Genomic DNA, 24,746 nt, shown 5'->3' with positions numbered 1-24,746 from the left:
CGCCCGGCCACGCGGTCGGACGACGGCGGTCCCGGCGCCGGCGTGCCGCAGCGGACAGCGGGCTCCCGGGTGACAGAGACGGCGGCGGGCGCCGATCCGCGGTGGATCGGCGCCCGCCGGCTGGTGTCGCGGGTCAGGCGACCGCCCGCGCGGCGACCGGCTCCGACAGCGCCAGCTGCAACACCTCGTCGACCGTGTCGACCAGGTGGATCCGCAGCGCGTCGCGCACCGCCGCCGGTACCTCGTCCAGGTCGGGCTCGTTGCGCCGGGGCAGGATCACCTCGGTCAGCCCGGCCCGGTGCGCCGCGAGCAGCTTCTGCTTGGCTCCGCCGATCGGCAGCACCCGGCCGGTCAGCGACACCTCGCCGGTCATCCCGACCTCGGACCGGACCGGCCGCCCGGACAGCAGCGACGCGAGCGCGGTGGTCATCGTGACCCCGGCGGACGGGCCGTCCTTCGGCACCGCACCGGCCGGTACGTGCACGTGCACCCGGTGGTCGGCCAGCGGCCCGGTCGGCAAGCCCAGCGTGTCGGCGTTGGCCCGCAGGTACGACAGGGCGATCTGGGTCGACTCCTTCATCACGTCGCCGAGCTGGCCGGTCAGGGTCAGGCCCGGCTCGCCGGACAGCAACGCGGCCTCGATGAACAGCACCTCGCCGCCCGCGCCGGTGACCGCGAGGCCGGTGGCCACGCCGGGCGTGGCGGTCCGGTCCGCGACCTCCGGGGTGAACCGGGGCCGGCCGAGGAACTCCCGCAGGTCGTCCACGTCGATCGTCAGCGGCGGCTTCGCGCTGTCGGTGGCGAGCTTGGTCGCCACCTTGCGCAGCGCGCGCGCCAGCAGCTGGTCCAGCTGCCGCACCCCGGGCTCCCGGGTGTACTCGCCGGCGATGCGGCGCAGCGCGTCGTCGGTCAGCGTCACCTCGTCGGCGTCCAGCGCGGCCCGTTCGAGCTGCCGGGGCAGCAGGTGGTCGCGCGCGATCGTGACCTTCTCGTCCTCGGTGTAGCCGTCCAGCCGGATCAGCTCCATCCGGTCCAGCAGCGCCGGTGGGATGGTGTCGGCGACGTTGGCGGTGGCCAGGAACAGCACGTCGGACAGGTCGAGTTCGACCTCCAGGTAGTGGTCGGTGAACGTGTGGTTCTGCGCCGGGTCGAGCACCTCCAGCAGCGCGGCGGCCGGGTCGCCGCGGTAGTCGGCGCCGACCTTGTCCACCTCGTCCAGCAGCACCACCGGGTTCATCGAGCCGGCCTCGGAGATCGCCCGGACGATGCGGCCCGGCAGCGCGCCGACGTAGGTACGCCGGTGGCCGCGGATCTCCGCCTCGTCCCGGACGCCGCCGAGCGCCACCCGGACGAACTTGCGACCCAGCGCGCGGGCGACCGACTCGCCCAGCGAGGTCTTGCCCACACCGGGCGGCCCGACCAGCGCCAGTACCGCGCCGGAACCGCGGCCGCCGACCACCGACAGGCCGCGCTGCGCCCGCCGGGACCGGACCGCGAGGTACTCCACGATGCGGTCCTTGACGTCGTCCAGGCCGGCGTGGTCGGTGTCGAGCACCTCGCGCGCCGCCGGTACGTCGGTCGAGTCGGTGGTCCGCGTGGTCCACGGCAGCTCCAGCACCGTGTCCAGCCAGGTACGGATCCAGCCGGCCTCGGGGGACTGGTCGGAGGCGCGCTCCAGCTTGCCCACCTCGCGCAGCGCGGCGGTGCGCACCTTCCCCGGCAGTTCGGCCGCCTCGACCCGGGAGCGGTAGTCGTCCGCGCCGTCCGGCTCGTTCTCGCCCAGCTCCTTGCGGATCGCCGACAGTTGCTGGCGCAGCAGGAACTCCCGCTGCGTCTTGTCCATGTTCTGCTGCACGTCGTCGCGGATCTTCTCCGCCACCTCGGACTCGGCCAGGTGCGTCTTCGCCCACTCCAGCAGCTTCTCCAGCCGGTCGGCCGGGTCCACGGTGGACAGCAGGTCGAGCTTCTGCTCGGTGTCCAGCCAGCTGGTGTAGCCGGCGGTGTCGGCCAGCTCGCCGGCGTCGCTCATCGCGCCGATCCGGTCGATGACCTCCCACGCGCCGCGCTGCTGCAGGATCGAGGTCAGCACCGACTTGTACTCGGTGGCGAGCTCGGTGGTGCGGGCGGTCGGCGCGGGGTCGGCGATCTTGTCGGCCTGCACCCAGAGCGCGGCGCCGGGCCCGTTCACGCCGGTACCGATGCGGGCCCGGGTCATCGCCCGCACGACCACGGCGGGCTCGCCGCCGGGCAGCCGCCCGACCTTGACGATCTGGGCGACCACACCGACGGCGGCGTAGTGCCCGTCGATGCGGGGGACGAGCAACAGTCCCGGGGTGGCCGGGGACTTCGTCGCGGTACGGGCGGCGTCGACCGCGGCCTGGCGTTCCGAGTCGAGCGTGACCGGAACGACCATGCCGGGCAGGACGACGGTGTCGGACAGCGGCAGAACGGGCAGCTCGTAGTCGGCCTTGCGGTCGGAGGTCTGGTCGGCAGTCTTGTCAGGCATGTGTTGGGGCTCCGTTCCTCGTACTCGCCCCGGTCAACCTTGAGCCGACCCGACTCATTCCCCAGCTGGTTTCACCGTCAGCGAACAAGTGCACCGAGCGTCATTCCGGGCACGCGCACCTGCCATGGTGTGGGCGGTTCGCCCCGGTTCGGTGAGACCTGCGGTGGCGGCCGACCGCCCGGGCAACGACGACGGCGCGGACCCGACCGTGGTCGGATCCGCGCCGTCGAGTGACCGCGGTGGCCGGTCAGGCCTGCGCGTCGCCGCTCTGCTGGTCGGCGACGCTGGCCCGCACCTCGTCCATGTCCAGCTTGCGGGCCTGGTCGATGACGTCGGTCAGCGCCGACTCGGGCAACGCGCCCGGCTGCGAGAACACCACGATCTTGTCCCGGACGATCATCAGCGTCGGGATCGACCGGATGTCGAACGCGGCCGCGAGCTCCTGCTGCGCCTCGGTGTCGACCTTGCCGAACACCAGGTCGGGATTGCTCTCCGCGGCCTTCTCGTACACCGGTGCGAACATCTTGCACGGGCCGCACCAACTGGCCCAGAAGTCGATCAGCACGGTGTCGTTGCTCTCCAGCGTGCTGTTGAAGTTGTCCTTGGTCAACTCGACGGTCGGCACGGCGTCCCCTTCCGGATCGATACCCCTCGGGGGTAACAACGGTGGCCGGCCCCCGTGCATTCCCGACGCGGGCGGCCGTCGGTCCACCGTAGCGCGGACCGGGCCGCCGGCCGTCGCGGACCGTGACCTCGGCCGGGCCGGATCACGGCCCTGCACCGCCGCGCGGTCCGGCTGCCGGGCGCCCGGTGGCGCCCGGCACCCGGCAGCTCAGCCCTCGCGGACCACGTTGCGCAGCGGTGCACCGGTGACGAACCGGTGCAGCTGGTCGCCGATCAACCGGCGCGCCCGCGGATAGAAGGTGGCCGAGCCGCCGGCCACGTGCGGCGTGATCAGCACGCCCGGATGCGACCAGAGCGGATGGTCGGCCGGCAGCGGCTCCGGATCGGTGACGTCCAGCGCGGCCCGCAGCCGGCCCCGCCCGGTTTCGGCCGCGAGCGCGTCGGTGTCCAGGGTGCGGCCCCGGCCCACGTTGACCACCAGCGCGCCGTCCGGCAACGCGGCCATCGCGGTGGCGTCGAACAGTCGCTCGGTCGACTCGTTGTCCGGCAGGATCGACACCACGATGTCGGCGTCCGGCAGCAGCGTCGGCAGCTCGCCGACCCCGTGTACCCGAGCCTCCGGCCGGGCCGTCCGGGCCACCCGCACCACGCTGGCCTCGCAGGCCAGCAGGCGGCGCTCCAGCGCGGCGCCGATCGAACCGTAGCCGAGGATCAGTACCCGGCTGTCGGCCAACGACCGGGTGTAGTGCGGCTCCCAGCGGTGCTCGCGCTGGTCGTCCACCCACCTCGGCAGGTCACGCTGGGCGGCGAGGATCAGCCCCAGCGCGTGCTCGGCGGTACTGGCGTCGTGCAGTCCCCGCCCGTTGCACAGCGTCACGCCGGGCCGCAGCAGCGGGATGAGCTGCTCGTACCCGGCGGTCAACGCCTGCACCACCCGGAGCCGGGGCATCGCCGTGATCAGCCCGCGGGCGCTGGGCACCGCGTACGGCAGGACGTAGAAGGAGACGTCCGAGACGTCCGGCGGCGCGCCCTGGCCGTCCCACACGGTGACGCGCAGGGTGCTCGGCCAGCCCCCGTCACCGCCGGTGAGCTCCCACGGGACCAGTACATGCTCCGCCATGTCTGCCGATCCTAGAAGATCCGCGGGTCGGCGCGTTCGCGACTGTCGCGGCTACTGTGGAGAGATCACTGGCTTCGAGGAACGGGGCGGCGACGTGGCCGAGCAGAATGCCAGCAACACCTCCGCCGACGACGCGGCGCAGACACGACACCAGCGGTACGGGCGGCTGCCGGGGCGGGTCCGCCCGGCCGGTGAGTCGGTCGACACCCGACCGGGCGACCGGGCCGGGGCGCCGGCCGGTGATCCGGAGGCCCAGGCGGTGATCCGCACCGCCGGCTTCTGACGGCTCGCCCCCTACCGCCCGGACGGGGCCGGCGACCGGCCGGCGGCGGGTCAGCCGTGCGGTGCCACCGTGCGGCCGGCGGCGAGCAGGTCGTCGATGTGCGCCGCGACGGCGGGCCGCCCGTACCGGAAGCCCTGGCCCCACTCGCAGCCCAGCGCGCGCAGCCGGGACTCCTGCCGGGCGGTCTCGACCCCGCCGGCGGTCACGGTCAGGTTCAGCGTGTGCGCGAGCGACACCAGCGCCCGCACGATCGCCACGTCGGCCCGGTCGGGATGGCTGGGCGAGTTGAAGCTCTCGGTGAACGAGCGGGCCAGCTTGATCCCGTGCACCGGCGCCTGCCGCAGGTACACCAGGTTGGAGTAGCCGGTGCCGAAGTCGTCGATGACGATCCGCACCCCCGACTCGTACAGGCTGCGCAGTGCCGCGACCGGCTCCGCGCCGATCAGCGCGCGTTCGGTCACCTCCAGTTGCAGCGCCTGCGCGGGCAGGTCGGCCGCGGCCAGCGCCTGCTGGACGTCGTCGACCAGGTCGACCGCGCAGACCTGGCGGACGGTGAGGTTGACCGACACCACCGGCGCCCAGCCGTACCGGTCCAGCCAGCGGCGGGCCTGCGCGCAGGCGGCGTGCAGCACCCACCGGCCGAGCGGCACGACCAGCCCGGTCTCCTCGGCGATGCCCAGGAACGCCTCCGGGCCGAGCTCGCCGAGCCGCGGGTGCCGCCAGCGCACCAGCGCCTCCAGCTCGGTCACCCGGCGGTCGGCGAGGTCCACGACCGGCTGGTAGGCCAGGGTGAACTGCTCCTCGCGCAGCGCGCCGGGCAGCGCCTCGGCGAGCAGCTGCCGGGCCGCCTGCTGCGCGTCGCGCTCCGGGTCGAACGTCGCCCAGCAGCCCTTCCCGGCGGCCTTCGCCCAGTACAGCGTGATGTCGGCGGCGCGCATCAGCTCGGCGGCGTCGGTACCGAGGGTGGCGCGCTCGATCACGCCGATGCTGGCCGACACCGACAGCTCGTGGCCGGCCACGGTGATCGGCTCGTCGAGCGCGGCGAGGATCCGGTCGGCCAGCGCCACCAGCTCCGCCTCGCCGGCCGAGTCGGCCCGCAGCACCATGAACTCGTCCCCGCCGAGCCGCGCCACCAGGCTGTCCGACCCCGCCGCGGCGGTGATCCGGTCGGCGACGTGGCGCAGCAGGTCGTCCCCGACGTGGTGGCCGAGGCTGTCGTTGATGATCTTGAAGCCGTCGAGGTCGAGGAAGCACAGCCCGAGCCGGCCGGTGCCCCGGGCGAACAGTCGCTGCAGCCGCTCGGTGAACAGGGTGCGGTTGGCCAGGCCGGTCAGCGTGTCGTGGGTGGCCTGCCAGGACAGCGTGTCGGCCAGGTGGTGCCGGCGGGTGTTGTCCTCACCCATCACCACCAGATAGGTGGGCCGACCGGCCGGGTCGCGCACCACCGAGACCGCGAGCAGCGCCCACAGCAGCTCCCCGTCGTCGGCCACCAGCCGGCGCTCGGTGCGGATCCGGCCGACGGTACCGGTGGCCAGCCGGTCGGAGACCATGTCCCGCAGGCTGTCCCGGTCGTCCGGGTGGACCAGCCCGAGCAGGTCGCGGTCGGACAGGCCGCCCGGCGCGGTACGCAGCATCGCGTGCAGCGCGCCGTTGGCCGCGACCACCCGGCCGTCCAGGTCGGTCAGCGCGATGCCCATCGCGGAGTCCGCGTACACCGCGTGGAACCGGGCCTCCGCCGCACTCAACGCGCGCTCCGCGCGGGCCTGCGCCTGCATCGCGGCCAGCCGGATCGTCTCCTGCTCGGCCAGGGTGCGGCCGCGCAGCGCCGCGGTGTACCCGGCGGCGAGGCCGGCGGTCAGCGCGCCGCGCTGCCCGGCCGGCAGCGCCGGGTCCAGCGCGATCAGGGTGCGGGCCAGCGCCTCGGGGTCGGTGAAGTGCTCGGCCACCAGCCGCCCGCCGACCGCGGTACCGGTGGCGTAACCGCCGTCGGGGTCGCCGGCGGCCGCGAACAGCTGCTCGACCAGCGGCCGGAGCCGGTCGGCGAGCGCGCCGCGGGCCACCGGCACCACGCTGGTCTGCCAGATCGCCGCAGCCCAGTTCGCCGCGGCCCGCTCGACCCGGTCGTCCGTGCTGGCTTCGGCCGGCGCACGGCGGCCGGCCTGCCCGCTCAACGCGCGGATCCGATCCGCCCGGACGGCTCGCTGGGTGCGTCGACCGCACACCCGACCGGTTGCCGGCCCGGTGCTTCGCCCGGCCCTGTCACGCCTCTGCCCCCCGGCTGCCGGCGTCCGCCGGATCGGCGCCGCCGTGTGTTGTCCCAACTGCCTGATCGATCATAATGCGCCTCGGTTGTGCCGGGCCCGCCGAGATGATCACGGTCGGGCGACACCGCGGTACCGGCGCAGGTCAGCGCGACGGCCGCTGCTGGGCGGCGTGGTAGAGCACCAGGCTGCCGGCGACCGCGGCGTTGAGCGAGCTGGCCGAGCCGCCCATCGGGACGCGCACCATCGCGTCGCACGCCTCCCGCCAGGCGCTGGACAGGCCGGTCGTCTCGTTGCCCACGACCAGCACGGTCGGCCCGGACAGGTCGGTGACCGGCAGATCGGTGGCGCCGGCCTCGTCGGTACCGACCAGCCGCACCGGCAGGCCGCCGGCGCGCAGCCGCTCGACCCAGTCGAGCACGCCCCGGCGTTCCGCCCGGACCACCGGCACCGCGAACAGCGAGCCGGTCGAGGCCCGTACCGCCCGGGGCTCGTACGGGTCGGCGGCGTGCCCGGTGACGATCACCCCGGCGGCGCCGAACGCGTCCGCCGAGCGGGTCAGGGTGCCGATGTTGCCGGGGCTCGACGCCCGGTCGAACACCACCGCGAGCAGGTCCGGCCCGACCCGCAGCCGGTCCAGCCGGTCGGGTTGCTGGTGGGCGATCGCGACCAGCTCCGGCGGTTCGTCCTTGCCGCCCAGTTCGGCCAGCAGCTCACCGGCGACCTCGACCAGCTCGGTGGTCGGGCAGCCCGCCACCAGGTCGGCGGCCCAGCCGGACAGCCGCCCGCCGTACGGGCGCAGCAGCGCGGCGAAGCGCCAGCCGTGCTGGACCGCTAGGGTGATCGGCCGTACCCCCTGCACGACGAACAGGCCGGAACGGGTGCGTTTGGTGCGGTTGTGCAGCAGCGCCTGCCACTGCTGGAAACGGGCGTCGCGGCTGGTGACCGCACGGCGGGTCATACCGCTCCTTCGGGTGGGTCCGGGTCCGGTCCTGCAACCTACCGGCACCGGTGCGTCGCCCCGGCGGTACCCGTCCGGAACCGGTGGCGATACTGGCCGGGTGGCGGGCAGACGGCGGGGCGGCGCGGTGGTGCGGGCCGAGGTGGACACCGGGACGGCGGAGCTGACGGCCGATCCGGACCGGGCGGACGCCTACACCCTGCTGCTGGACGCGGCGCCGCAGTCGCACGTGGACCTGGCCGACCCGACCCGGCTGGAGTTCGAGTACGTGCGGTGGCTGGGTGACCTGCTCGACCTGGCCGCCGAGCCGGGCACGCCGATCAGCGTGCTGCACCTGGGCGGTGGCGGGCTGACGCTGCCGCGCTACGTCGCGGCGACCCGACCGGGTTCCGCGCAGCGCGTGGTGGAGCGCGACGCCGCCCTGGTCGAGCTGGTACGCCGGGAGCTGCCGCTGGCGCGCGAGTGCCGGCCGCGGATCCGGATCGGCGACGCCCGCGAGGCGGTCGACACGATGCGGGCCGACAGCTTCGACGTGGTGATCGGGGACGTCTTCGCCGGTGCCGCGATCCCGGTCGGGCTGACCACGGTGGAGTTCCTGACCGCGGTGGCGCGGGTGCTGCGCCCGGGTGGCTGCTACCTGCAGAACGTGGCCGACGGTGCCGGCTGCGCCTTCACCCGCGGCCAGGTCGCGACCCAGCGCGCGGTGTTCGGGCAGACGCTGCTGATCTCCGACGCTTCGGTGCTGCGCGGTCGCCGGTTCGGCAACCTGGTGCTCGCGGCCGCCCACCGGCCGCTGCCGGTGGCCGAGCTGACCCGGCGCGCCGCCGGCGCGGCCTTCCCGGCCCGGGTGATGGACGGCGAGCAGCTGGACCGGTTCGTCGGCCGGTCCCGGCCGGTCACCGACGCCACCGCCACCCGCAGCCCGGCTCCGCCGGCCGCTCCGTTCGCCGGTCGCTGAGCGCATCCGGGTGCTCCACAGTGGAGCGTCGGGGCCGGCCCTCACCCGGCGGGCCGCGCCGCGGTCCGGGAGTACGCGACGGACCAGCGGTCGATGTCGCGGCGCAGCGTCGCGCGCAGCGGCTCCGGGGCGAAGGAGGCGTCGACGCCGGCCCGGGCCAGGTCGGCCAGCCGTGCCGGCCCCAACCCGAACGCATCCGCGATCCGCCGGTACTCGGTGCTCAGCGTGGTGCCGACCACCGCCGGGATGTCGGTGTTGACGGTGACCGCGAGCCCCGCCGCGCACAGCACCGGCAGCGGGTGCGCGGCGAACGAGTCGACCACGCCCAGCGCGACGTTCGACGACGGGCAGACCTCCAGCGCGATGCCCCGCTCACGTACCTCGGCGAGCAGGTCGGCGTGCTCGGGGTCGTCGTCCAGGATCCGGACGCCGTGTCCGAGCCGGGCCGCGTGCCCGCGCCGGACCGCCTCGGCGATGCTCGCGATCCCGGCGGTCTCCCCGGCGTGGTGCACCAGCGCCACGCCGGCGTCGGCCGCCTCGTCGAGGACCTCGGCGAACGGCGCCAGCGGGTACGACTCGTCGCCGGCCAGGCCGACCGCCGCCACCGCCGGCGCGTGGGTACGGGCCAGCGCGACGGTGCGGCGCAGCCGGTCCACGCCGCGCCGCCGGGAGTGGTCCAGGATCACCCGGGTGACCACGCCGTACCGGTCGCGGCCCTCGGCGAGCCCGTCCAGTACCGCGGCGAGCGGCATGCCGGGTGCCTGCAGCCGCTCCTCGTGCGCGGCGGCGGTGAACGTGACCTCGGCGTACCGGATGGACTGCGCGACGGCGTCGGCGCAGAACTCGACCGCCACCCGGCGGAAGTCGGCCGCGGTGACCAGGCAGGCCCGTACCGCGGTGCCGTGGTCGCCGAAGCCGCGGAAGCCGGCGAACCGGTGCCCGGTGGTGTCGGCCGGTACCGGGACCCCGTTGCGCCCGGCGAGCTCCAGCACCGTCTCCCGGCGCAGCGTGCTCTCCAGGTGGACGTGCAGTTCGGCCTTGGGCAGTCGGGTCAGCGCGCTCACCCGCCGGACGGTACGGCCGCCCCGGCCGGGGCGCGACCGGATTGCGGGCGGCGCTCGCCGATATCGCCGCTTCCCTGGCGGATGACCGGATTTCGCATTCGTCGCGGCTCTTGCGGCCGGCTAACCGCACCCTTGCCTTCGGGCCCCTAGCGTTGAGGACACACGAGCACGACGCCAGGGGGTGCTGGGCCGGTGACCGGAGCGGTGATGGGCGGCGAGGGTTCGCCGGCTGGTTCGACCGCGACCAGCGAGGCGGGGCCGGCCGGTAGGGTGGCCAGCATGGCGCGGTTGCTCGTGGTGGAGGACGACGCCACGATCGGTGGGTTGTTGGAGCCGGGGCTGCGGGCGCACGGCCACGACGTGCGCTGGGTGCGCTCCGGCCGGGACGCGCTGGGCGCCGCGGCGAGCACCGAGTTCGACCTGGTGCTGCTGGATCTCGGGTTGCCGGACCTGGACGGGGTCGAGGTGTGCCGGCGGCTGCGGGCCGCGCAGCCCGGCTGCGTGCTGGTGATCCTGACCGCGCGGCGCGAGGAGATGGACGTCGTGGTCGGCTTGGAGGCCGGCGCCGACGACTACCTGACCAAGCCGTTCCGGTTCGCCGAGCTGCTCGCCCGGATCCGGGCCCACCTGCGCCGTGGTGCGCCGGCGCCGCCGCACCAGCAGGCGCTTCGGGTCGGCGAGCTGGTGGTGGACTCCTCGGCCCGGCGCTGCACCCTCGGCGGGAGGGAGGTGTCGCTGCGGGCCAAGGAGTTCGACCTGCTGGCCCGGCTGGCCGCCGAGCCCGGCGTGGCGATCAGCCGGGAGCGGCTGATGTCCGACGTCTGGGACGAGAACTGGTTCGGCTCGACGAAGACGCTGGACGTGCACATGGCCGCGGTACGACGCCGCCTCGCCGACACCGAGAACGAGCTCGGCAACGGGGTGGCCGCGCCGCGCATCACCACCCTGCGCGGCCGCGGTTACCGGATGGAGGCGGACTGACCGGCGAGCGGCCGGCCGGGGTGCCGCCGGCCGGGTGCGGGAGGTAGGACGTGCGCCAGCGCATCCTGTCGGTCGGCCTGCTCGCCGCGATCCTCGCCGCGGGTCTGTTCGGCATCCCGTTCGCGGTGGTGCTGGGTCAGTTGCAGGTCGCCGACGCCCGGGCGGAGATGGAACGGGTCGCCGACCGGACCGCGGTGGACATCACCGCCGACTACGCCACCCGGCGCACCCCGGAGTCGATCCCGCATTCCAAACACGGCATCGTGCTCGGCCTGTACGACGCGAACGGCCGGCTCACCGACGGCGCCGGGCCGGCCCGTGCGGACAGCGCGGTGCGCTCGGCGATGACCGGCGGCCAGGTCACCACCGGCGAGGACACCAACGAGCTGGTGGTGGCGGTACCGGTGGAGAAGGGTGAGCGGGTCACCGGCGCGGTGCGCGCCTCCACCTCGCGCAGCCAGGTGTACTGGCGCACCGTGCCGACCTGGCTGACCATGGCCGGGTTGGCTCTCGTGGGCATCGTCGCGGCGACCGTGTTCGCCCGCTGGCAGGCCGGCCGGCTGGCCGAACCGTTGCAGCGGCTGGCCGGCGCGGCCGGGCGGCTGGGCGACGGCGACTTCAGCGTCCGGGCCCGCACCATCGGCATCGCCGAGATCGACTCGGTGGCGCAGTCGCTGAACTCCACCGCGGACCGGCTCGGCGGGCTGGTCACCCGGGAGCGGGCGTTCTCCGCGGACGCCTCGCACCAGCTGCGTACCCCGCTGACCGGGCTGCGGCTCGGCCTGGAGATGGCGCTGGAGAAGCCGAACGGCGATCTGCGGCCGGACGTGCTCGCCGCGATCGAGCACGCCGACCGGTTGGAGCGCATCGTCGACGACCTGCTGGATCTGGCCCGGGACGTACCGCCGCCGAACGAGCCGCTGGACGTCGCGGGCCTGCTCGCCGAGCTGCGCGCGGACCGGCTGCCCACGCTGACCGCCACCGGCCGGTCGCTGCTGGTGGTGGTCGAGGGCGACATCCCGCGCTGCGCCGCCTCGGCGAGCGCGGTGCGGCAGATCCTGTCGGTGCTGCTGGACAACGCGACCGTGCACGGAGCCGGGCAGATCACCGTGACCGCCCGCAACGCCGGCGGCGCGCTCGCGATCGACGTGGCCGACGAGGGTCCCGGTACCGCGGTGTCGGAGCAGTTGCTGTTCGCCCGCCGCAGCGGCGCGGCGGCCGGGCACGGGATCGGGCTGCCGCTGGCCCGCAGCCTGGCCGAGGCGGAGGGCGGCCGGCTGCGGCTGACCCGGCCGGCGCCGCCGGTGTTCACCCTGTTGCTGCCGGCCCGCCGGGCCGAGTGGGCGACCGACGAGTAACCGGCGGCCGTCCCGGCCGGTGCCCGGCGGTGGACGAGCTGCCCGCGGCGGTCCGGGCCGGTGCCTGGCGGTGGACGAGCTGCCCGCGGCCGTCCGGGCCGGTGCCTGGCGGTGGACGAGCTGCCGGCGGCGGTCCGGGCCGGTGTCCGGTCGGACCGGGCGGCGACGGCAACCGGCGCTCCTCGCGGCCTCGCACCGGCGGAGTTCGTCACCCCGGCGGTCGCCGCCTTGACCATGCCGTTCGGCCGGCCCTAACGTCATCACGAATGACGATCCGAATACTGGATGTCGTCCACATATGTGGACGCGGGAGGTTCGATGCGACTCGACGGGCTGCTCTCGTTCCCGCTCACCCCGTTCACCGCCGACCGCGCCGACGTCGCCTGGCCGAGCCTGGCCGACCACCTGGAACGCCAGCTCGCGGCCCGGCCGGCCGCGCTGTTCGTGGCCTGCGGCACCGGTGAGCTGACCGCGCTGTCGCCGGCCGAGTACGAGCGGGTGGTGGCGACCGCGGTCACGGTGACGGCGGGGCGGGTACCGGTGTTCGCCGGGGTCGGCGGCGGGCCGCAGGTGGCCCGGGAGAACCTCGCCGCCGCCCGCCGCGCCGGCGCGGACGGCGCGTTGCTGCTCCCGCCGTACCTGGTCGAGTCGACGCCGGCCGGGCTGGTCGAGCACGTGCGCTGGGTCGCCGCCGGCGGTGGCCTGCCGGTCGTGGTGTACCAGCGGGCCAACGCGGTGCTCGACCCCGGGGCGGCGGTGGCGCTGCTGGACGTCGACGAGGTGGCCGGGATCAAGGACGGCCGCGGCGACGTGGACGCGATGCTGCGCATCGTCACCGCGATCCGGCACAGCGGGCACCGCCGGGCGGCGGAGTTCCAGTTCCTCAACGGGCTGCCCACCGCCGAGCTGTCCGCCGCCGCGTACGCCGCGATCGGGGTCGCCGCCTACTCGTCGGCGGTGCTGACGTTCGTCCCGGAGATCGCGACCGCGTTCCACACCGCGGTCACCACCGGCGACGAGGCGACCACCGGGGCCCTGCTCGCCGCGTTCTACCTGCCGTTCGCGCAGCTGCGCGCGCAGGCCCCGGGGTACGCGGTGGCGCTGGTCAAGGCCGGTGCCCGGCTGTCCGGACAGGACGTCGGCGGGGTCCGGCCGCCGCTGACCGACCCGCCGCCGGAGCACGAGCAGCGGCTCGCCGCGATCGTCGCGGCCGGCCGGGACGCCCTGGCCGAGGTGCGCCGTGGCTGACGTCGAGGGCGCGGCGGCGACACCCGGCGCTGCCTCGGGGCGGGCGGCCCGGGGTGATCGGATCGACGAGGTGGTGGTCACGCCGGTCGCGTTCGCCGACCCGCCACTGTTCAACGCCGCCGGCGTGCACCAGCCGTACGCGCTGCGCTCGATCGTGCAGGTGCGCACGGGGTCGGGCCTGATCGGGCTGGGGGAGACCTACGGCGACGCGGCGCACCTGGACCTGCTGCGCCGGGCCGCACCGGCGCTGCGCGGGCTGGACCTGTTCGACGCCAACGGGATGGCGGTGCGGGTCGCGGCCGAGCTGCGCGGCGCCGAGGCGCCGGACGCACACGGCCTGACCGGCGCGTCCAGCCCGAGCAAGTCGCTGGCCCGGGTGGTGTCGCCGTTCGAGGTGGCGATGCTGGACCTCGCCGGTCAGCGCACCGACCGGCCGGTACACGCGCTGCTCGGCGGTCGGGTGCGCGACGCGATCCCGTTCGCCGCGTACCTGTTCTACAAGTGGGACCGGCACCCCGGCGGCGAACCGGACGGCTGGGGCGCCGCGCTGGATCCCGACGGCATCGTGGCGCAGGCCCGCACCATGGTCGACCGGTACGGGTTTCGCTCGCTCAAGCTCAAGGGCGGGGTGTTCGAGCCGGACGCCGAGATCGCCGCGGTCCGGGCGCTGCGGGCGGCGCTGCCCGACCTGCCGGTACGGCTGGACCCGAACGCGGCGTGGACCCTCGCCACCTCGCACCGGGTGGCCCGCGAGCTCGCCGACGACCTGCAGTACCTGGAGGACCCGACCCCCGGCCGGTACGGGATGGCCGCGGTCGCCGCCCGCGCGCCGATGCCGCTGGCCACCAACATGTGCGTGGTCGCCTTCGAGCACCTGCCCGAGGCGGTACGGCTGGGCTCGGTGCAGGTGATCCTCGCCGACCACCACTACTGGGGCGGGTTGCGCGCCTCGATCCGGCTGGCGGCGATGTGTGACGTGTTCGGCATCGGCCTGTCCATGCACTCCAACTCGCACCTGGGCATTAGTCTGGCCGCCATGGTGCATCTGGCGGCCGCCGCGCCGGCACTGTCGTACCCGTGCGACACGCACGCCCCGTGGGCGGTCGACGACGTGGTGACCACCCCACTGTCCATTGTGGACGGTTCGGTCGCGGTGCCGGACGCGCCGGGGCTGGGCGTGACCCTCGACGAGGCGGCGCTGGCCCGGCTGCACCAGCAGTATCTCGACTGCGGCATCACCCGCCGCGACGACGCCGGCTACCTGCGCACCGTCCAGCCCGACTTCCGCAAACGGGTCGCCGCATGGTGACCGCGCGGGTGGTGGGGTACGCGTACCCCTGGGACGTGCTGGGCGATCCCGCCTTCGTCTCCCGGGTCCGCGCCCTCGGCGTCACCGAGGTCGCGCTCGCCGCGAGCTACCACGCCACCCGCGCCGCCACCCCGCTGCACCCGCAACACCTGGTCGTCGAGGCGCGCGAGGCCGCGCTGTACCGGCCGGTCCGGCAGCGCGCGTGGGCCGGGCACCGGCTCGTCCCGCTCGCCGCCGACTGGGTGCCCGGCGACGACCCGTTCGGTGCCGCCACCGTGCGGCTGCGGGCCGCGGGCATCGCGGTCACCGCCTGGATCGTGCTCGCGCACGCCACCCACCTCGGTACCGCGCACCCCGACGTCGCCGTCCGCAACTACCGCGGCGACTGCTACCCGTACGCGCTGTGCCCGGCCAACCCCGAGGTCCGGCAGTACGCGGCGACGCTCGCCGCCGAGGCGGTCCGCGGCGTGCCGGTCGACGGCGTCTCGCTGGAGGCGTGCGGGCAGCTCGGCGTCGCCCACCACGGCCGGCACGAGAAGACCGCCGGGGTGTTCCCGCCGGCCGCCCAGCGCGCGCTGTCGGTCTGCTGCTGCGGGTACTGCACCGCCGACTGGATCCGGCGCGGCCAGGACCCGGACCAGGTCGCCGAACGGCTGTCCGCCGCGGTCGCCGGGGTGCTGGCCGGTACCCACGGGGCCGACGCGCCGATGTCGGAGCTGGTCGGGGACCGGATCGCGGAGCTCGTCCTCGCCACCCGGCGCGACTTTGCCGCCGCGCTGCGCGCCGACGTGCTCGCGGCGGTGCACCGGCACGCCCCGTCCGCCCGGATCACCCTGCACGGCCGGGCCGAACCGTGGGCGACCAGCCCCGACGTCGCCGTCGACGCCGACACCGTCCGGCCTGTCGCCGACCCCGCGGCCGGCGCCGATCCCGCGGTGCCGGTGGTCGACGCGGTGCTCACGGCCTGCTGGCCGACCACCTCGGCGAGCGTCGAGGCGCTGGCGCACACCAGGTCGGTGCTGCCCGACGAGGTCGCCCTCGGCGCGTACCTGACGGTGCTGCCGCCGGCCGACCCGGCCCGGGTGGTGGACCATGCCGGCGCGTTGCTCGGGGCGGGCGCCACCGAACTGCACCTGTACCACCTGGGGTTGGCGCCGCCGGGCGGGCAGCAGCAGCTGGCCGAGATCGTCCGCCGCTGCCGCACCGACGAGTCGCCCGACGACGGCGAACCCGACCCCACCGACGCCGACCCCACCGAGCTGGGGCCGTCGCTCTGACCCGGCGGCCGTCCCACGCTGCGAGCGATGTCTGTTGTCGGGCGGTTCGTGACCGTAGGGTGCGGCCATGCCTACTTTCGCGGCGTACCCGCCCGGTGCCCGGCGCACGTTCCCGGCGCGAGCGGCGGTGACCGGGCCCGGTCGCGTACCGGGTGGTGCGCGGTGAGCGGCGGGCTGCGTCGCCGGGACCTGCTGGCGGCCGGCGGCGCGCTCGGTGCCGGCGTGCTGGGCGCCGAACTGCTCGCCCCCGGCTCCGCGTCCGCGACCGGCCCGGATCCCGCGGAGCCGACCGGCCCGTACTACTACCGGCGCGCGGCGCCGGGCCGGCCGCGGCGGGTGAGCGCCGACGTGTGCGTGTACGGGGCCACCTCGGCCGGGGTGATCGCCGCCGTCACCGCCGCCGGGCTGGGCCGGTCGGTGGTACTGCTGGCGTTCGGTCGGCACGTCGGTGGCATCACCGCGAGCGGTCTGGGCGCCACCGACGTGGGCGTCTCCGCCGCGATCGGCGGCCTGGCCCGGCAGTTCTACGAGCGCGTCGGCGCGCACTACGGCGCGGGCGGCGCGCAGTTCACCGTCGAACCGCACGTCGCCGAGCAGATCTTCGAGGACTGGCTGGTCGAGCGGCACGTCACCGTGTACCGCGACCAGCATCTCGTCCGGGTCCGCCGGCGCGGCGGGCGCCTCGGCGCGATCGAGCTGGAGGGCGGCCTCGCGGTGACCGCCGCGCAGTACGTCGACGCCACGTACGAGGGTGACCTGATGGCCGCCGCGGGCGTGCGGTGGACGGTCGGCCGGGAGGCCAACGCGGTCTACGGCGAGACGTGGGACGGCTACCACCTGGCGGTCAACCACCAGTTCAAGGTCCCGGTCGACCCCTACCGCACGCCGGGCGACCCGGCCAGCGGGCTGCTGCCGCTGGTGTCGTCGGCCGCGCCGGGCGTGACCGGCGGCGGCGACCGGCGCGTCCAGGCGTACAACTTCCGGCTCTGCCTGACCCGGGCGGCCGACCGGCTGCCGTGGCCGAAGCCGGCCGGCTACCGGCCCGACCGGTACGAGTTGCTGCGGCGCTACCTGGACGCCGGGGTGTTCGACGTGTTCGGCAACAACCGGACGATGCCGCACGGCAAGACCGACCTGAACAACAACGGCGCGGTGGCCACCGACTTCGTCGGCGGTTCGGACGGCTGGCCGACCGGCTCCTACCGGCAGCGGGAGCGCATCTTCCAGCGGCACCTGCGCTACCAGCAGGGCCTGCTGTACTTCCTGGCCAACGATCCCGGGGTGAGCGCCGAGGTGCGGACCGCGGTCGCCGCCTGGGGGCTGCCGGCCGACGAGTTCACCGGCACCGGCGGCTGGCCGCACGAGCTGTACGTGCGGGAGGGCCGGCGGATGATCTCCGACTACGTGGTCACCGAGCACGACTGCCTGGGCCGGGTGGTCGCCGACGATCCGGTCGGGCTCGCGTCGTACACGATGGACACGCACAACGCGCAGCGCATCGTCGTCGACGGGCGTCCCCGCAACGAGGGCGACGTGGAGACGCGCGTTCCGGGGCCGTGGCCGGTCTCGTACCGGTCGATCGTGCCGCGGGCGGGCGACTGCACGAACCTCACGGTCCCGGTGGCGATGTCGGCCTCGCACATCGGGTACGGCTCGGTGCGGATGGAACCGGTGTTCATGATCCTCGGCCAGGCGGCCGGTACCGCCGCCGCGCAGGCGATCGCCGCCGGCACGACGGTGCAGGAGCTGGACTACCCGACGCTGCGGGCGCAACTGCTCGCCGACGGCGCCCTGCTGACCTGGCCGGTACCGGCGGGGCCGCTGTCGTTGGTCGCCGACCGCGCAGTCGAGCACGGCGACACCGCGACGGCCACCGCGGCGCTGCGCAACACCACCGCCGAGCCGCTGACCGGCGTGACGCTCGCGCTGACCGCGCCCGGCTGGACGATCGCCGCCACCACGCCCACCACGTTCGACACCGTGCCGCCGGGGGAGGGGGTCGCGGCGAGCTGGCACGCCAGCCCGCCCGGCAGCGACGACGCGCTGCGCCGCGCCACCCTGACCGCCACCGGCGCCGGCCACTCGGCGACCGCGACGGTGTACGTCGAGTCCCCGGTCGCGCCGCCGTACCGCACGTTCGCCGGCACCCAGGCGTACTTCGGCCAGCATGGCGACACGCTCGCCGTGGCCGCCGCCGGCAGCGACCTGTGGACGCACGCCGACGAGTACGGGGCGATCTACCGCCCGGCCGCCGCCGGCCCCGGCGCGACGCTGACCGTACGGGTGGCGAGCCAGGAGGCGACCAGCCCGGACGCGCGGGCCGGGCTGATGCTGCGCGACGACGTGACCGGCGCCGGTGCGTCCGGCGGCTACGTGGTACTCGCGGTGAAGCCGTCCGGCAACCTGCTGCTGCTGTGGGACGCCGACGGCGACGGGTACGTCGAGTCGGTGGCCCGCGCCGACGCGGGGACGTCGGGGCCGGTGTGGCTGCGGCTGACCCGTACCGGCACCGGCGCCACCGGCGCCTACTCCACCGACGGCACGAGCTGGCGGCCCGTCGGCACCGCCACGGTGCCGCGGGCGGCGGACGAGCAGGACGCGGCGGTGTTCGTCACCGCGCACGACCCGTCGGTCGGCCTGGTCGGGTTCGACGGCTTCGCCGTCACCGGATGATCGGCGGGTGGCCGGGCCGTGAACATCCCGGCGGCGGGGGTGCCGTCCCGCGGCCCGCGGCCCTAGGCTGTGGCACCGACGGGGCACGACGGCGAAGGACGGTGGCGGTGCGGCGCGCGCGACGAACGGCGGTGATCGCCGCGACGGCGCTGCTGGCCCTAGCGGGATGCACCGGGCACGACGGCGGCGAGGTGGCGCTGACCGTGTCCCGGTCCGGCTGCGCCACCGAATGGCACGACCCGCACGGCGGCGAGCAGACGTTCCGGGTGCACAACGTCGGCATCAACACCACCGAGGTGGAGCTGGTCGACCCGGCCAACGGCGCCGTCTACGCCGAGCTGGAGAACCTCGGCCCCGGCGCGACCCGGCCGATGCAGGTCACCCTCGGCCGCGGCCGGTACGCCTTCCGCTGCCTGCCGGAGGACACCGACGCCGTCACCGGCCCCACCGTCACCGTGACCGACGGGCCGAAGCGCGGCGCGCCGGCGATCGTCCCGGTCGACGAGCAGGTGCTGCGCGGCCCGGTCGACACCTACCGGTCGTCCGTGCAGCACGCGTTCCCCACGCTGCGGCGTGACGTGCGCCGGCTGGCGGCCGCGGTCCGCTCCGGCGACCGGGCCGCGGCCCGGCGGGCCTGGCTGCCGGCCCACCTGGACTACGAGCGGCTCGGCGCCGCGTACGGCACGTTCGGTGACCTGGCCGACGCGATCGACCGGCTGCCGGCCGGCCTGCCGAAGGGCGTGCACGACCCGGGCTTCACCGGCTTCCACCGGATCGAGTACGGCCTGTGGCACGGCGAGTCGCTGCCCGCGCTGCGCAAGCCGGCCGACGCGCTGTCGGCCGACGTGGCGAAGCTCGTCACGCAGTTCCGCACCGAACGGGTCGATCCCAACGATCTGCCGCTGCGCGCGCACGAGATCCTGGAGATGACCCTGCAGTTCGAGCTGACCGGCGAGGCCGACCAGGGGTCGGGCACCACCCTCGCCACCGCCCGGGCCAACGTCGACGGCACCGTCGCGGTCCTCGACGCGTTGCGCCCGGTGCTGCGGTCACGGTTCCGTGGGCTGTCGGCGGCGGACGCCGCGCTGCACAAGCTGCGCACGCTGCTGGACGCGCAGTACCGGCACGGCACCTGGACGCCGGTCGACGACCTGTCCGCGCCGCAGCGCCGGGCGATCGACGGCGCCGCCGGCGAGGCGCTGGAGCGGCTCGCCCCGATCGCCGCCCTGGCCCAGGTACGGCGGGCGCAGTGAACCAGCGGCGGCGAGCGGACCACGGGCAGCGCGCGTGCCGTGCCGCACCGGGGTCGCGACGAGGAAGGAACGCCGATGAGTGAGTCCCGCTGGCCCCGCCGGCAGCTGCTGACCGGGGCGATCGGGGTCGGTGCCGGCGCGGTCGCCGGCGTCGGTGCCACCCTCGGCAGCCAGCGGTACGCGCACGCCGACGAACCGGCGCAGCCCGACCACGTCGAGTTTCACGGCGCGCACCAGGCCGGCATCGTGGACGCCGCGCCGGCGCGCAGCACGTTCGTCTCGTTCGACGTGCTGGCGGCCGACCGCGCGCAGCTGACCGAGCTGCTGACCACGATCACCCGGCGGGCCAGGTTCCTGACCGCCGGCGGTACCCCGCCCAACCCCGGCATCACCGCGCCGCCGGACGACTCCGGCATCCTCGGCCCGCAGGTACCGGCGGACCGGCTCACCGTCACGGTCGGGGTCGGCGCCTCGCTGTTCGACCACCGGTACGGGCTGGGCGACCGGCGGCCGACGCACCTGCGGCCGATGCGCACCTTTCCCAACGACGACCTGGATCCGGCCTGGTGCCACGGTGACCTGAGCGTGCAGTTCTGCGCACCGAACCCCGACACCGTGATCCACGCGCTGCGCGACGTCACCCGGGCCACCCGCGGCGCGATGCAGATCCGCTGGAAGCTGGACGGGTTCGTGCCGCCGCCGCGCCCGTCCGGCACGCCGCGCAACCTGATGGGGTTCAAGGACGGTACGGCCAACCCGGACGCCGCCGACGCGCACCGGATGGACCAGGTCGTCTGGCTGGGCCGGGAAGCCGGCGAGCCGGCCTGGACCCGGGGCGGCAGCTACCAGGTGGTGCGGCTGATCCGGATGCGGCTGGAGTTCTGGGACCGGATCTCCACCGCCGAGCAGGAACTGCTGTTCGGCCGCCGCCGGGACAACGGCGCGCCGCTGGACGGCACCCACGAGCACGACGCCCCGCAGTACGCGAAGGACCCGGTCGGTTCGGCGATCCCGCTGACCTCGCACATCCGGCGGGCGAACCCGCGGACGGCGAAGACGGCGTCGTCGATCCTGCTGCGCCGGCCGTACAACTACGACCGGGGCGTGGACGCGGTGGGCGACCTGGACATGGGGCAGCTGTTCGTCTGCTACCAGCGCGACCTGGCCGCGCAGTTCGAGGCGGTGCAGACCCGGCTGATCGACGAGCCGCTGGTCGACTACATCACGCCGTTCGGCGGCGGGTACTTCTTCGCCCTGCCCGGCGTGCGCGACGACCACGACCACTACGGCAGCGCCCTGCTGGCCTGATCGTCCACAGTGGACTGACCGGCTCTTCACCCGCCGGCCAACCGGCGTTGGGCCGGCGGCCACCGGCGACCGTCAGAGTGCGGTCGGTACCCGGACCGCCGGGTCGCCGCCGGCCGCACGGCCGGCCTTCCGCTCCGCGCAAGGAGGCGAGTGGGCGTGAAAGCCCGCATCCGTACCCGCAGTGCCAAGCTGGCGGTGGTGACCGCGGCGGCGCTCGCCGCGGTGACCGTGGTCGCCGGTACGTCGGTCAGCTGGGCCGGCCACGGCAACGGCCATGGCCACGGACACCGTCCGGTGCACACCGCGACGCCGATCAAGCACGTGGTGGTGATCTTCGGCGAGAACATCTCGTTCGACCACTACTTCGGCACCTACCCGCACGCGGCGAACACCGACGGCACCCCGTTCCACGCCGCGGCGCACACCCCGTCGGTGGACGGCCTGTCGCACGAGCTGCTGACGAACAACCCGAACCAGTACGACCCGAAGCGGCTGTCCGGATCGCAGGCGCTGACCTGCGACCAGAACCACGGCTACGGCGCCGAGCAGAAGGCGTACGACGGCGGGAAGGCCGACAGGTTCGTCGAGTACACCGAGACCGACACGTGCACCGGGCAGCCGCTGCTGTTCGGGGAGCCGGGCCTGGTGATGGACTACTACGACGGCAACACGGTCACCGCGATGTGGAACTACGCCCAGCGGTACTCGCTGAGCGACAACTCGTTCAACACCACCTACGGGCCGTCCACGCCGGGCGCGCTGAACCTCATCTCCGGCCAGACGCACGGGGGCTACGCGGTCGACCCGGTGACGCACGAGAAGACGTCCGACTCCTACGTGGTGGCCTCGCCGGACGCCGACGGCGTCGGCACGGTCATCAACGACCCGGACCCGGCGTTCGACGACTGCTCGGACCACAACCACACCGCCGACGAGAACCTCGCGGTGATGACCGGCGACAACATCGGCGACCGGCTCAACGCCAAGGGGGTCACCTGGGGCTGGTTCCAGGGTGGGTTCCGGCCGACCGGCACGGCCAACGGGTACGCGGTGTGCGGCGCCACGCACGCCAACATCGGCGGTACCCAGGTCGTCGACTACAGCCCGCACCACGAGCCGTTCCAGTACTACGAGTCGACGTCGAACCCCAAGCACCTGCCGCCGTCGTCGGTGCGCGCGATCGGGCACACCGACCAGGCCAACCACCAGTACGACCTGACCGACTTCGATCGGAGCCTCGCGGCGGACAACCTGCCCGCGGTCAGTTTCCTGAAGGCGTCCGAGTACCAGGACGGGCACGCCGGCTACTCCGATCCGCTGGACGAGCAGCAGTTCGTGGTCCGGACCCTGAACGAACTGCAGCGCTCGAAGGAGTGGAAGTCGACCGCGGTGGTGCTCGCCTACGACGACTCCGACGGCTGGTACGACCACGTCACGCCGACGGTGCTCAACGGTTCGGCCGACTCGGCGCAGGACCAGGCGGCGTGTACCGCCAGGCCGTCGAGCGGCGGGTACGCCGACCGGTGCGGCTACGGGCCGCGGCTGCCGCTGCTGGTGCTCTCGCCGTACGCGAAGCGCAACCACGTCGACCACACCCGCACCGACCAGACCTCGGTACTGCGGTTCATCGAGGACAACTGGTACACCGGCCGGATCGGCGACCACTCGTTCGACAGCCGGGCGGGCAGCCTGACCGGGATGCTCGACTTCCGGCACCGGCCGGACACCCGGCCACTGATCCTCGACCCGAGGACCGGCGCGGCCACCCGGCACTGAGCCGGTCCGGCCGATCGGGCCGTACGGTCGCCGCAGTCGGCGCCGGTCCCGCACCCGTGCGGGGCCGGCGCCCGCCGGCTCAGCGGTGCGCGGACACGGCCCTCGGCGCGGCGGTGGCGTGCGCGGCCCGGCGGCGTTCGACCACCAGCGCGGCGGCCACCAGCGCGGCGCCGGCGCAGGCGACCACGGCGAGCCCACCCGGGGTCCGGACGCTCGCGGCGGCCACCGCGGCGACCAGCAGCAGGCCCAGATGCAGCGACTGGTCGACCAGGTACGGTCCCTCCGACCAGTCGTCGGCGCGTTTCGCCGCGAGGAACCACTGCACCACCCAGCGCCGGTCGATCACCGCGTGGCTGCTCGCCGAGACGATCAGCGCGGCCAGCACACCGATCAGCCCGACCGGCGCGACCATCGCCACCAGCGCGAGGCAGATCGCCTGGACGGCGGTGTAGACCAGCACGTGCCGCAGGCACCAGCTCCAGCCCCGCCACGGGCTCGCACCCCGGGACAGCTCGGTCGGGCTCGGGGCACCCTTGCCGGCCGCGGCGGCGGGACTCTGCAGCGGGTGGTCACCGAGGTGGTGGCCGGCGAACAGCGCCACGTACGTGGCAGCCGCAACGGCTGCGGTTTCGACGGTCGGCATGGCGCGTGCGCTCCTTCCACAGGTCCCCGGTGACCCGCTGGGCTGATCGGCGGCAACTTTGTCGCCTGGCGCAATCGTGCTTGCTGATGCCGTGCTGCGGTGTCCTGCGCAGGACACCCCGACCGTCGCCTCGATCACCCACCGTGGCGAGCGAACCGGCACGGCGACACGTTGCGCTGCCTACGGGGTGATCGGCGGACACGAAGCGTCAGCACGGACCCGATCCGGTGTCGTATGTCCGACGCTCACGGCGTACCCCGGACGGGTCAGCGCGCCGGCCCGCCGGCCGCGCGGCCTGCCGTTCCGCCGGCCGGCGCGGGTACGGCTGGAGCCCCTGCCGGGCTCGTGGTGCGGTCAGTGGTTGCCGGCGGCGAGGGCCGCGCCGACGATGCCCGCCTCGTTGAGCAGCTCGGCCGGCCGCAGCTCGGTGGGCACGTCGGCCAGTTCCGGCAGGAACTTGTCGGCCTTCTTGCTCACCCCGCCACCGATGATCACCAGCTCCGGGGACAGCAGCGCCACCACGTGGTCCAGGTACCGGCGGACGTGGTGGTGCGCCCAGTGCGACCAGCTCGCCTCGTCGCGTTCCCGGGCCGCGGCGGACGCGTGCTTCTCCGCGTCGTGCCCGTTGATCTCCAGGTGGCCGAACTCGGTGTTGGGCACCAGGGTGCCGTCGACGAACAGCGCGCTGCCGATGCCGGTACCGAAGGTGAGCAGCAGGACGGTGCCCGGCCGGCCACGCCCGGCCCCGAACCGCATCTCGGCCACCCCGGCCGCGTCCGCGTCGTTGAGTACCGTCGCCGGCCGGCCGGTCGCCCTGGCGAACAGGGCGTGCGCGTCGACCCCGACGAACGACGGCGCGAGGTTGGCCGCGGTACCGATGACGCCGTGGCTGACCACCCCGGGGAACGTGACGCCGACCCGGCCGTCCCACTCGAAGTGCCGGACCAGCTGCGCGACCACGTCGGCGACGTTGTCCGGGTTCGGTGGGTGCGGCGTCTCGATCCGGTACCGCTCGCCGGCCAGCTCGCCGGTGCCGACGTCGACCGGCGCGCCCTTGATGCCGCTGCCACCGATGTCGATGCCCAGTACGCGCACGCTCGCCTCCCGAGGTCGGTGCGCTCAGTACAGCACCCCGGCGGCGCC

Annotated in this window: 19 protein-coding genes; 11 read left to right on the top strand and 8 right to left on the bottom strand. The window is 74.8% G+C overall.

Annotated elements, in window-relative coordinates:
* Positions 1–133: 133 nt before the first annotated feature.
* The 3 genes from lon to NUM_RS12345 form a co-directional block, all read right to left on the bottom strand.
* Entirely contained in the window at positions 134–2,506 is a 2,373-nt protein-coding gene (lon, locus tag NUM_RS12355; protein WP_207124955.1) for an endopeptidase La, read from the bottom strand.
* A 247-nt stretch (positions 2,507–2,753) separates the two neighbouring features.
* Entirely contained in the window at positions 2,754–3,131 is a 378-nt protein-coding gene (gene trxA / locus NUM_RS12350; RefSeq protein ID WP_207124954.1) for a thioredoxin, read from the bottom strand.
* A gap of 207 nt (positions 3,132–3,338) precedes the next feature.
* The gene (locus NUM_RS12345; RefSeq protein ID WP_207124953.1) at positions 3,339–4,250 is read right to left on the bottom strand and encodes a 2-hydroxyacid dehydrogenase; all 912 of its coding nucleotides are present in this window, start codon (positions 4,248–4,250) and stop codon (positions 3,339–3,341) included.
* Between the two features lie 94 nt (positions 4,251–4,344).
* Here NUM_RS12345 and NUM_RS12340 point away from each other — a divergent pair, with 94 nt between their 5' ends.
* Complete coding sequence (locus NUM_RS12340; RefSeq protein WP_207124952.1) at positions 4,345–4,533, top strand: hypothetical protein; 189 nt, start codon at positions 4,345–4,347, stop codon at positions 4,531–4,533.
* A 50-nt stretch (positions 4,534–4,583) separates the two neighbouring features.
* On the opposite strand, the gene NUM_RS12335 is transcribed toward NUM_RS12340, so the two are convergent.
* Both NUM_RS12335 and NUM_RS12330 read right to left on the bottom strand, forming a co-directional pair.
* Entirely contained in the window at positions 4,584–6,704 is a 2,121-nt protein-coding gene (locus NUM_RS12335; RefSeq protein WP_207124951.1) for a putative bifunctional diguanylate cyclase/phosphodiesterase, read from the bottom strand.
* 235 nt (positions 6,705–6,939) lie between these two features.
* Positions 6,940–7,755 (bottom strand): TrmH family RNA methyltransferase, encoded by an 816-nt coding sequence (locus tag NUM_RS12330; protein ID WP_207124950.1) that lies wholly within the window; start codon positions 7,753–7,755, stop codon positions 6,940–6,942.
* Positions 7,756–7,855: 100 nt separating this feature from the next.
* Here NUM_RS12330 and NUM_RS12325 point away from each other — a divergent pair, with 100 nt between their 5' ends.
* Positions 7,856–8,713: a spermidine synthase gene (locus tag NUM_RS12325; RefSeq protein WP_225918516.1), complete on the top strand. Its 858-nt coding sequence runs from the start codon at positions 7,856–7,858 to the stop codon at positions 8,711–8,713.
* Between the two features lie 41 nt (positions 8,714–8,754).
* Here the strand turns inward: NUM_RS12325 and add are convergent, their stop codons facing one another.
* The gene (add, locus tag NUM_RS12320; protein ID WP_207124949.1) at positions 8,755–9,777 is read right to left on the bottom strand and encodes an adenosine deaminase; all 1,023 of its coding nucleotides are present in this window, start codon (positions 9,775–9,777) and stop codon (positions 8,755–8,757) included.
* A gap of 279 nt (positions 9,778–10,056) precedes the next feature.
* Between add and NUM_RS12315 the strand changes: the two genes are divergently transcribed.
* From NUM_RS12315 to NUM_RS12275, 9 genes are all read left to right on the top strand, one after another.
* The gene (locus NUM_RS12315) at positions 10,057–10,758 is read left to right on the top strand and encodes a response regulator transcription factor (RefSeq protein ID WP_207124948.1); all 702 of its coding nucleotides are present in this window, start codon (positions 10,057–10,059) and stop codon (positions 10,756–10,758) included.
* Between the two features lie 50 nt (positions 10,759–10,808).
* On the top strand, positions 10,809–12,116 hold the full coding sequence (locus tag NUM_RS12310) for a sensor histidine kinase (RefSeq protein ID WP_207124947.1): 1,308 nt from the start codon (positions 10,809–10,811) through the stop codon (positions 12,114–12,116).
* Positions 12,117–12,434: 318 nt separating this feature from the next.
* Entirely contained in the window at positions 12,435–13,364 is a 930-nt protein-coding gene (locus tag NUM_RS12305; protein WP_207124946.1) for a 5-dehydro-4-deoxyglucarate dehydratase, read from the top strand.
* On the top strand, positions 13,357–14,673 hold the full coding sequence (locus NUM_RS12300; protein WP_225918515.1) for an enolase C-terminal domain-like protein: 1,317 nt from the start codon (positions 13,357–13,359) through the stop codon (positions 14,671–14,673). Before NUM_RS12305 ends, NUM_RS12300 begins: the two co-directional genes overlap by 8 nt.
* A complete protein-coding gene (locus NUM_RS12295) occupies positions 14,667–15,950 on the top strand; it encodes a hypothetical protein (protein ID WP_207124945.1) in 1,284 nt (427 codons plus the stop codon). Before NUM_RS12300 ends, NUM_RS12295 begins: the two co-directional genes overlap by 7 nt.
* A 162-nt stretch (positions 15,951–16,112) precedes the next feature.
* Complete coding sequence (locus tag NUM_RS12290; protein WP_207124944.1) at positions 16,113–18,623, top strand: FAD-dependent oxidoreductase; 2,511 nt, start codon at positions 16,113–16,115, stop codon at positions 18,621–18,623.
* 131 nt (positions 18,624–18,754) lie between these two features.
* The gene (locus tag NUM_RS12285) at positions 18,755–19,876 is read left to right on the top strand and encodes an EfeM/EfeO family lipoprotein (RefSeq protein WP_207124943.1); all 1,122 of its coding nucleotides are present in this window, start codon (positions 18,755–18,757) and stop codon (positions 19,874–19,876) included.
* 75 nt (positions 19,877–19,951) lie between these two features.
* A complete protein-coding gene (gene efeB / locus NUM_RS12280) occupies positions 19,952–21,184 on the top strand; it encodes an iron uptake transporter deferrochelatase/peroxidase subunit (RefSeq protein ID WP_207124942.1) in 1,233 nt (410 codons plus the stop codon).
* Between the two features lie 156 nt (positions 21,185–21,340).
* Positions 21,341–22,960, top strand: coding sequence for a phospholipase C (locus tag NUM_RS12275; protein WP_225918514.1), 1,620 nt, complete (start codon positions 21,341–21,343; stop codon positions 22,958–22,960).
* A gap of 79 nt (positions 22,961–23,039) precedes the next feature.
* Here NUM_RS12275 and NUM_RS12270 read toward each other — a convergent pair whose 3' ends face one another.
* Complete coding sequence (locus tag NUM_RS12270) at positions 23,040–23,603, bottom strand: DUF3307 domain-containing protein (protein WP_207124940.1); 564 nt, start codon at positions 23,601–23,603, stop codon at positions 23,040–23,042.
* Positions 23,604–23,957: 354 nt separating this feature from the next.
* On the bottom strand, positions 23,958–24,698 hold the full coding sequence (ppgK, locus tag NUM_RS12265) for a polyphosphate--glucose phosphotransferase (protein ID WP_207124939.1): 741 nt from the start codon (positions 24,696–24,698) through the stop codon (positions 23,958–23,960).
* Positions 24,699–24,746: the final 48 nt, after the last annotated feature.

Source organism: Actinocatenispora comari (assembly GCF_017312725.1).
In the GTDB taxonomy this organism is placed as follows: Bacteria; Actinomycetota; Actinomycetes; order Mycobacteriales; family Micromonosporaceae; genus Actinocatenispora; species Actinocatenispora comari.
The sequence above is the reverse complement of the archived record's forward strand: the minus strand, read 5'-3'. Positions and strand labels throughout refer to the sequence as shown.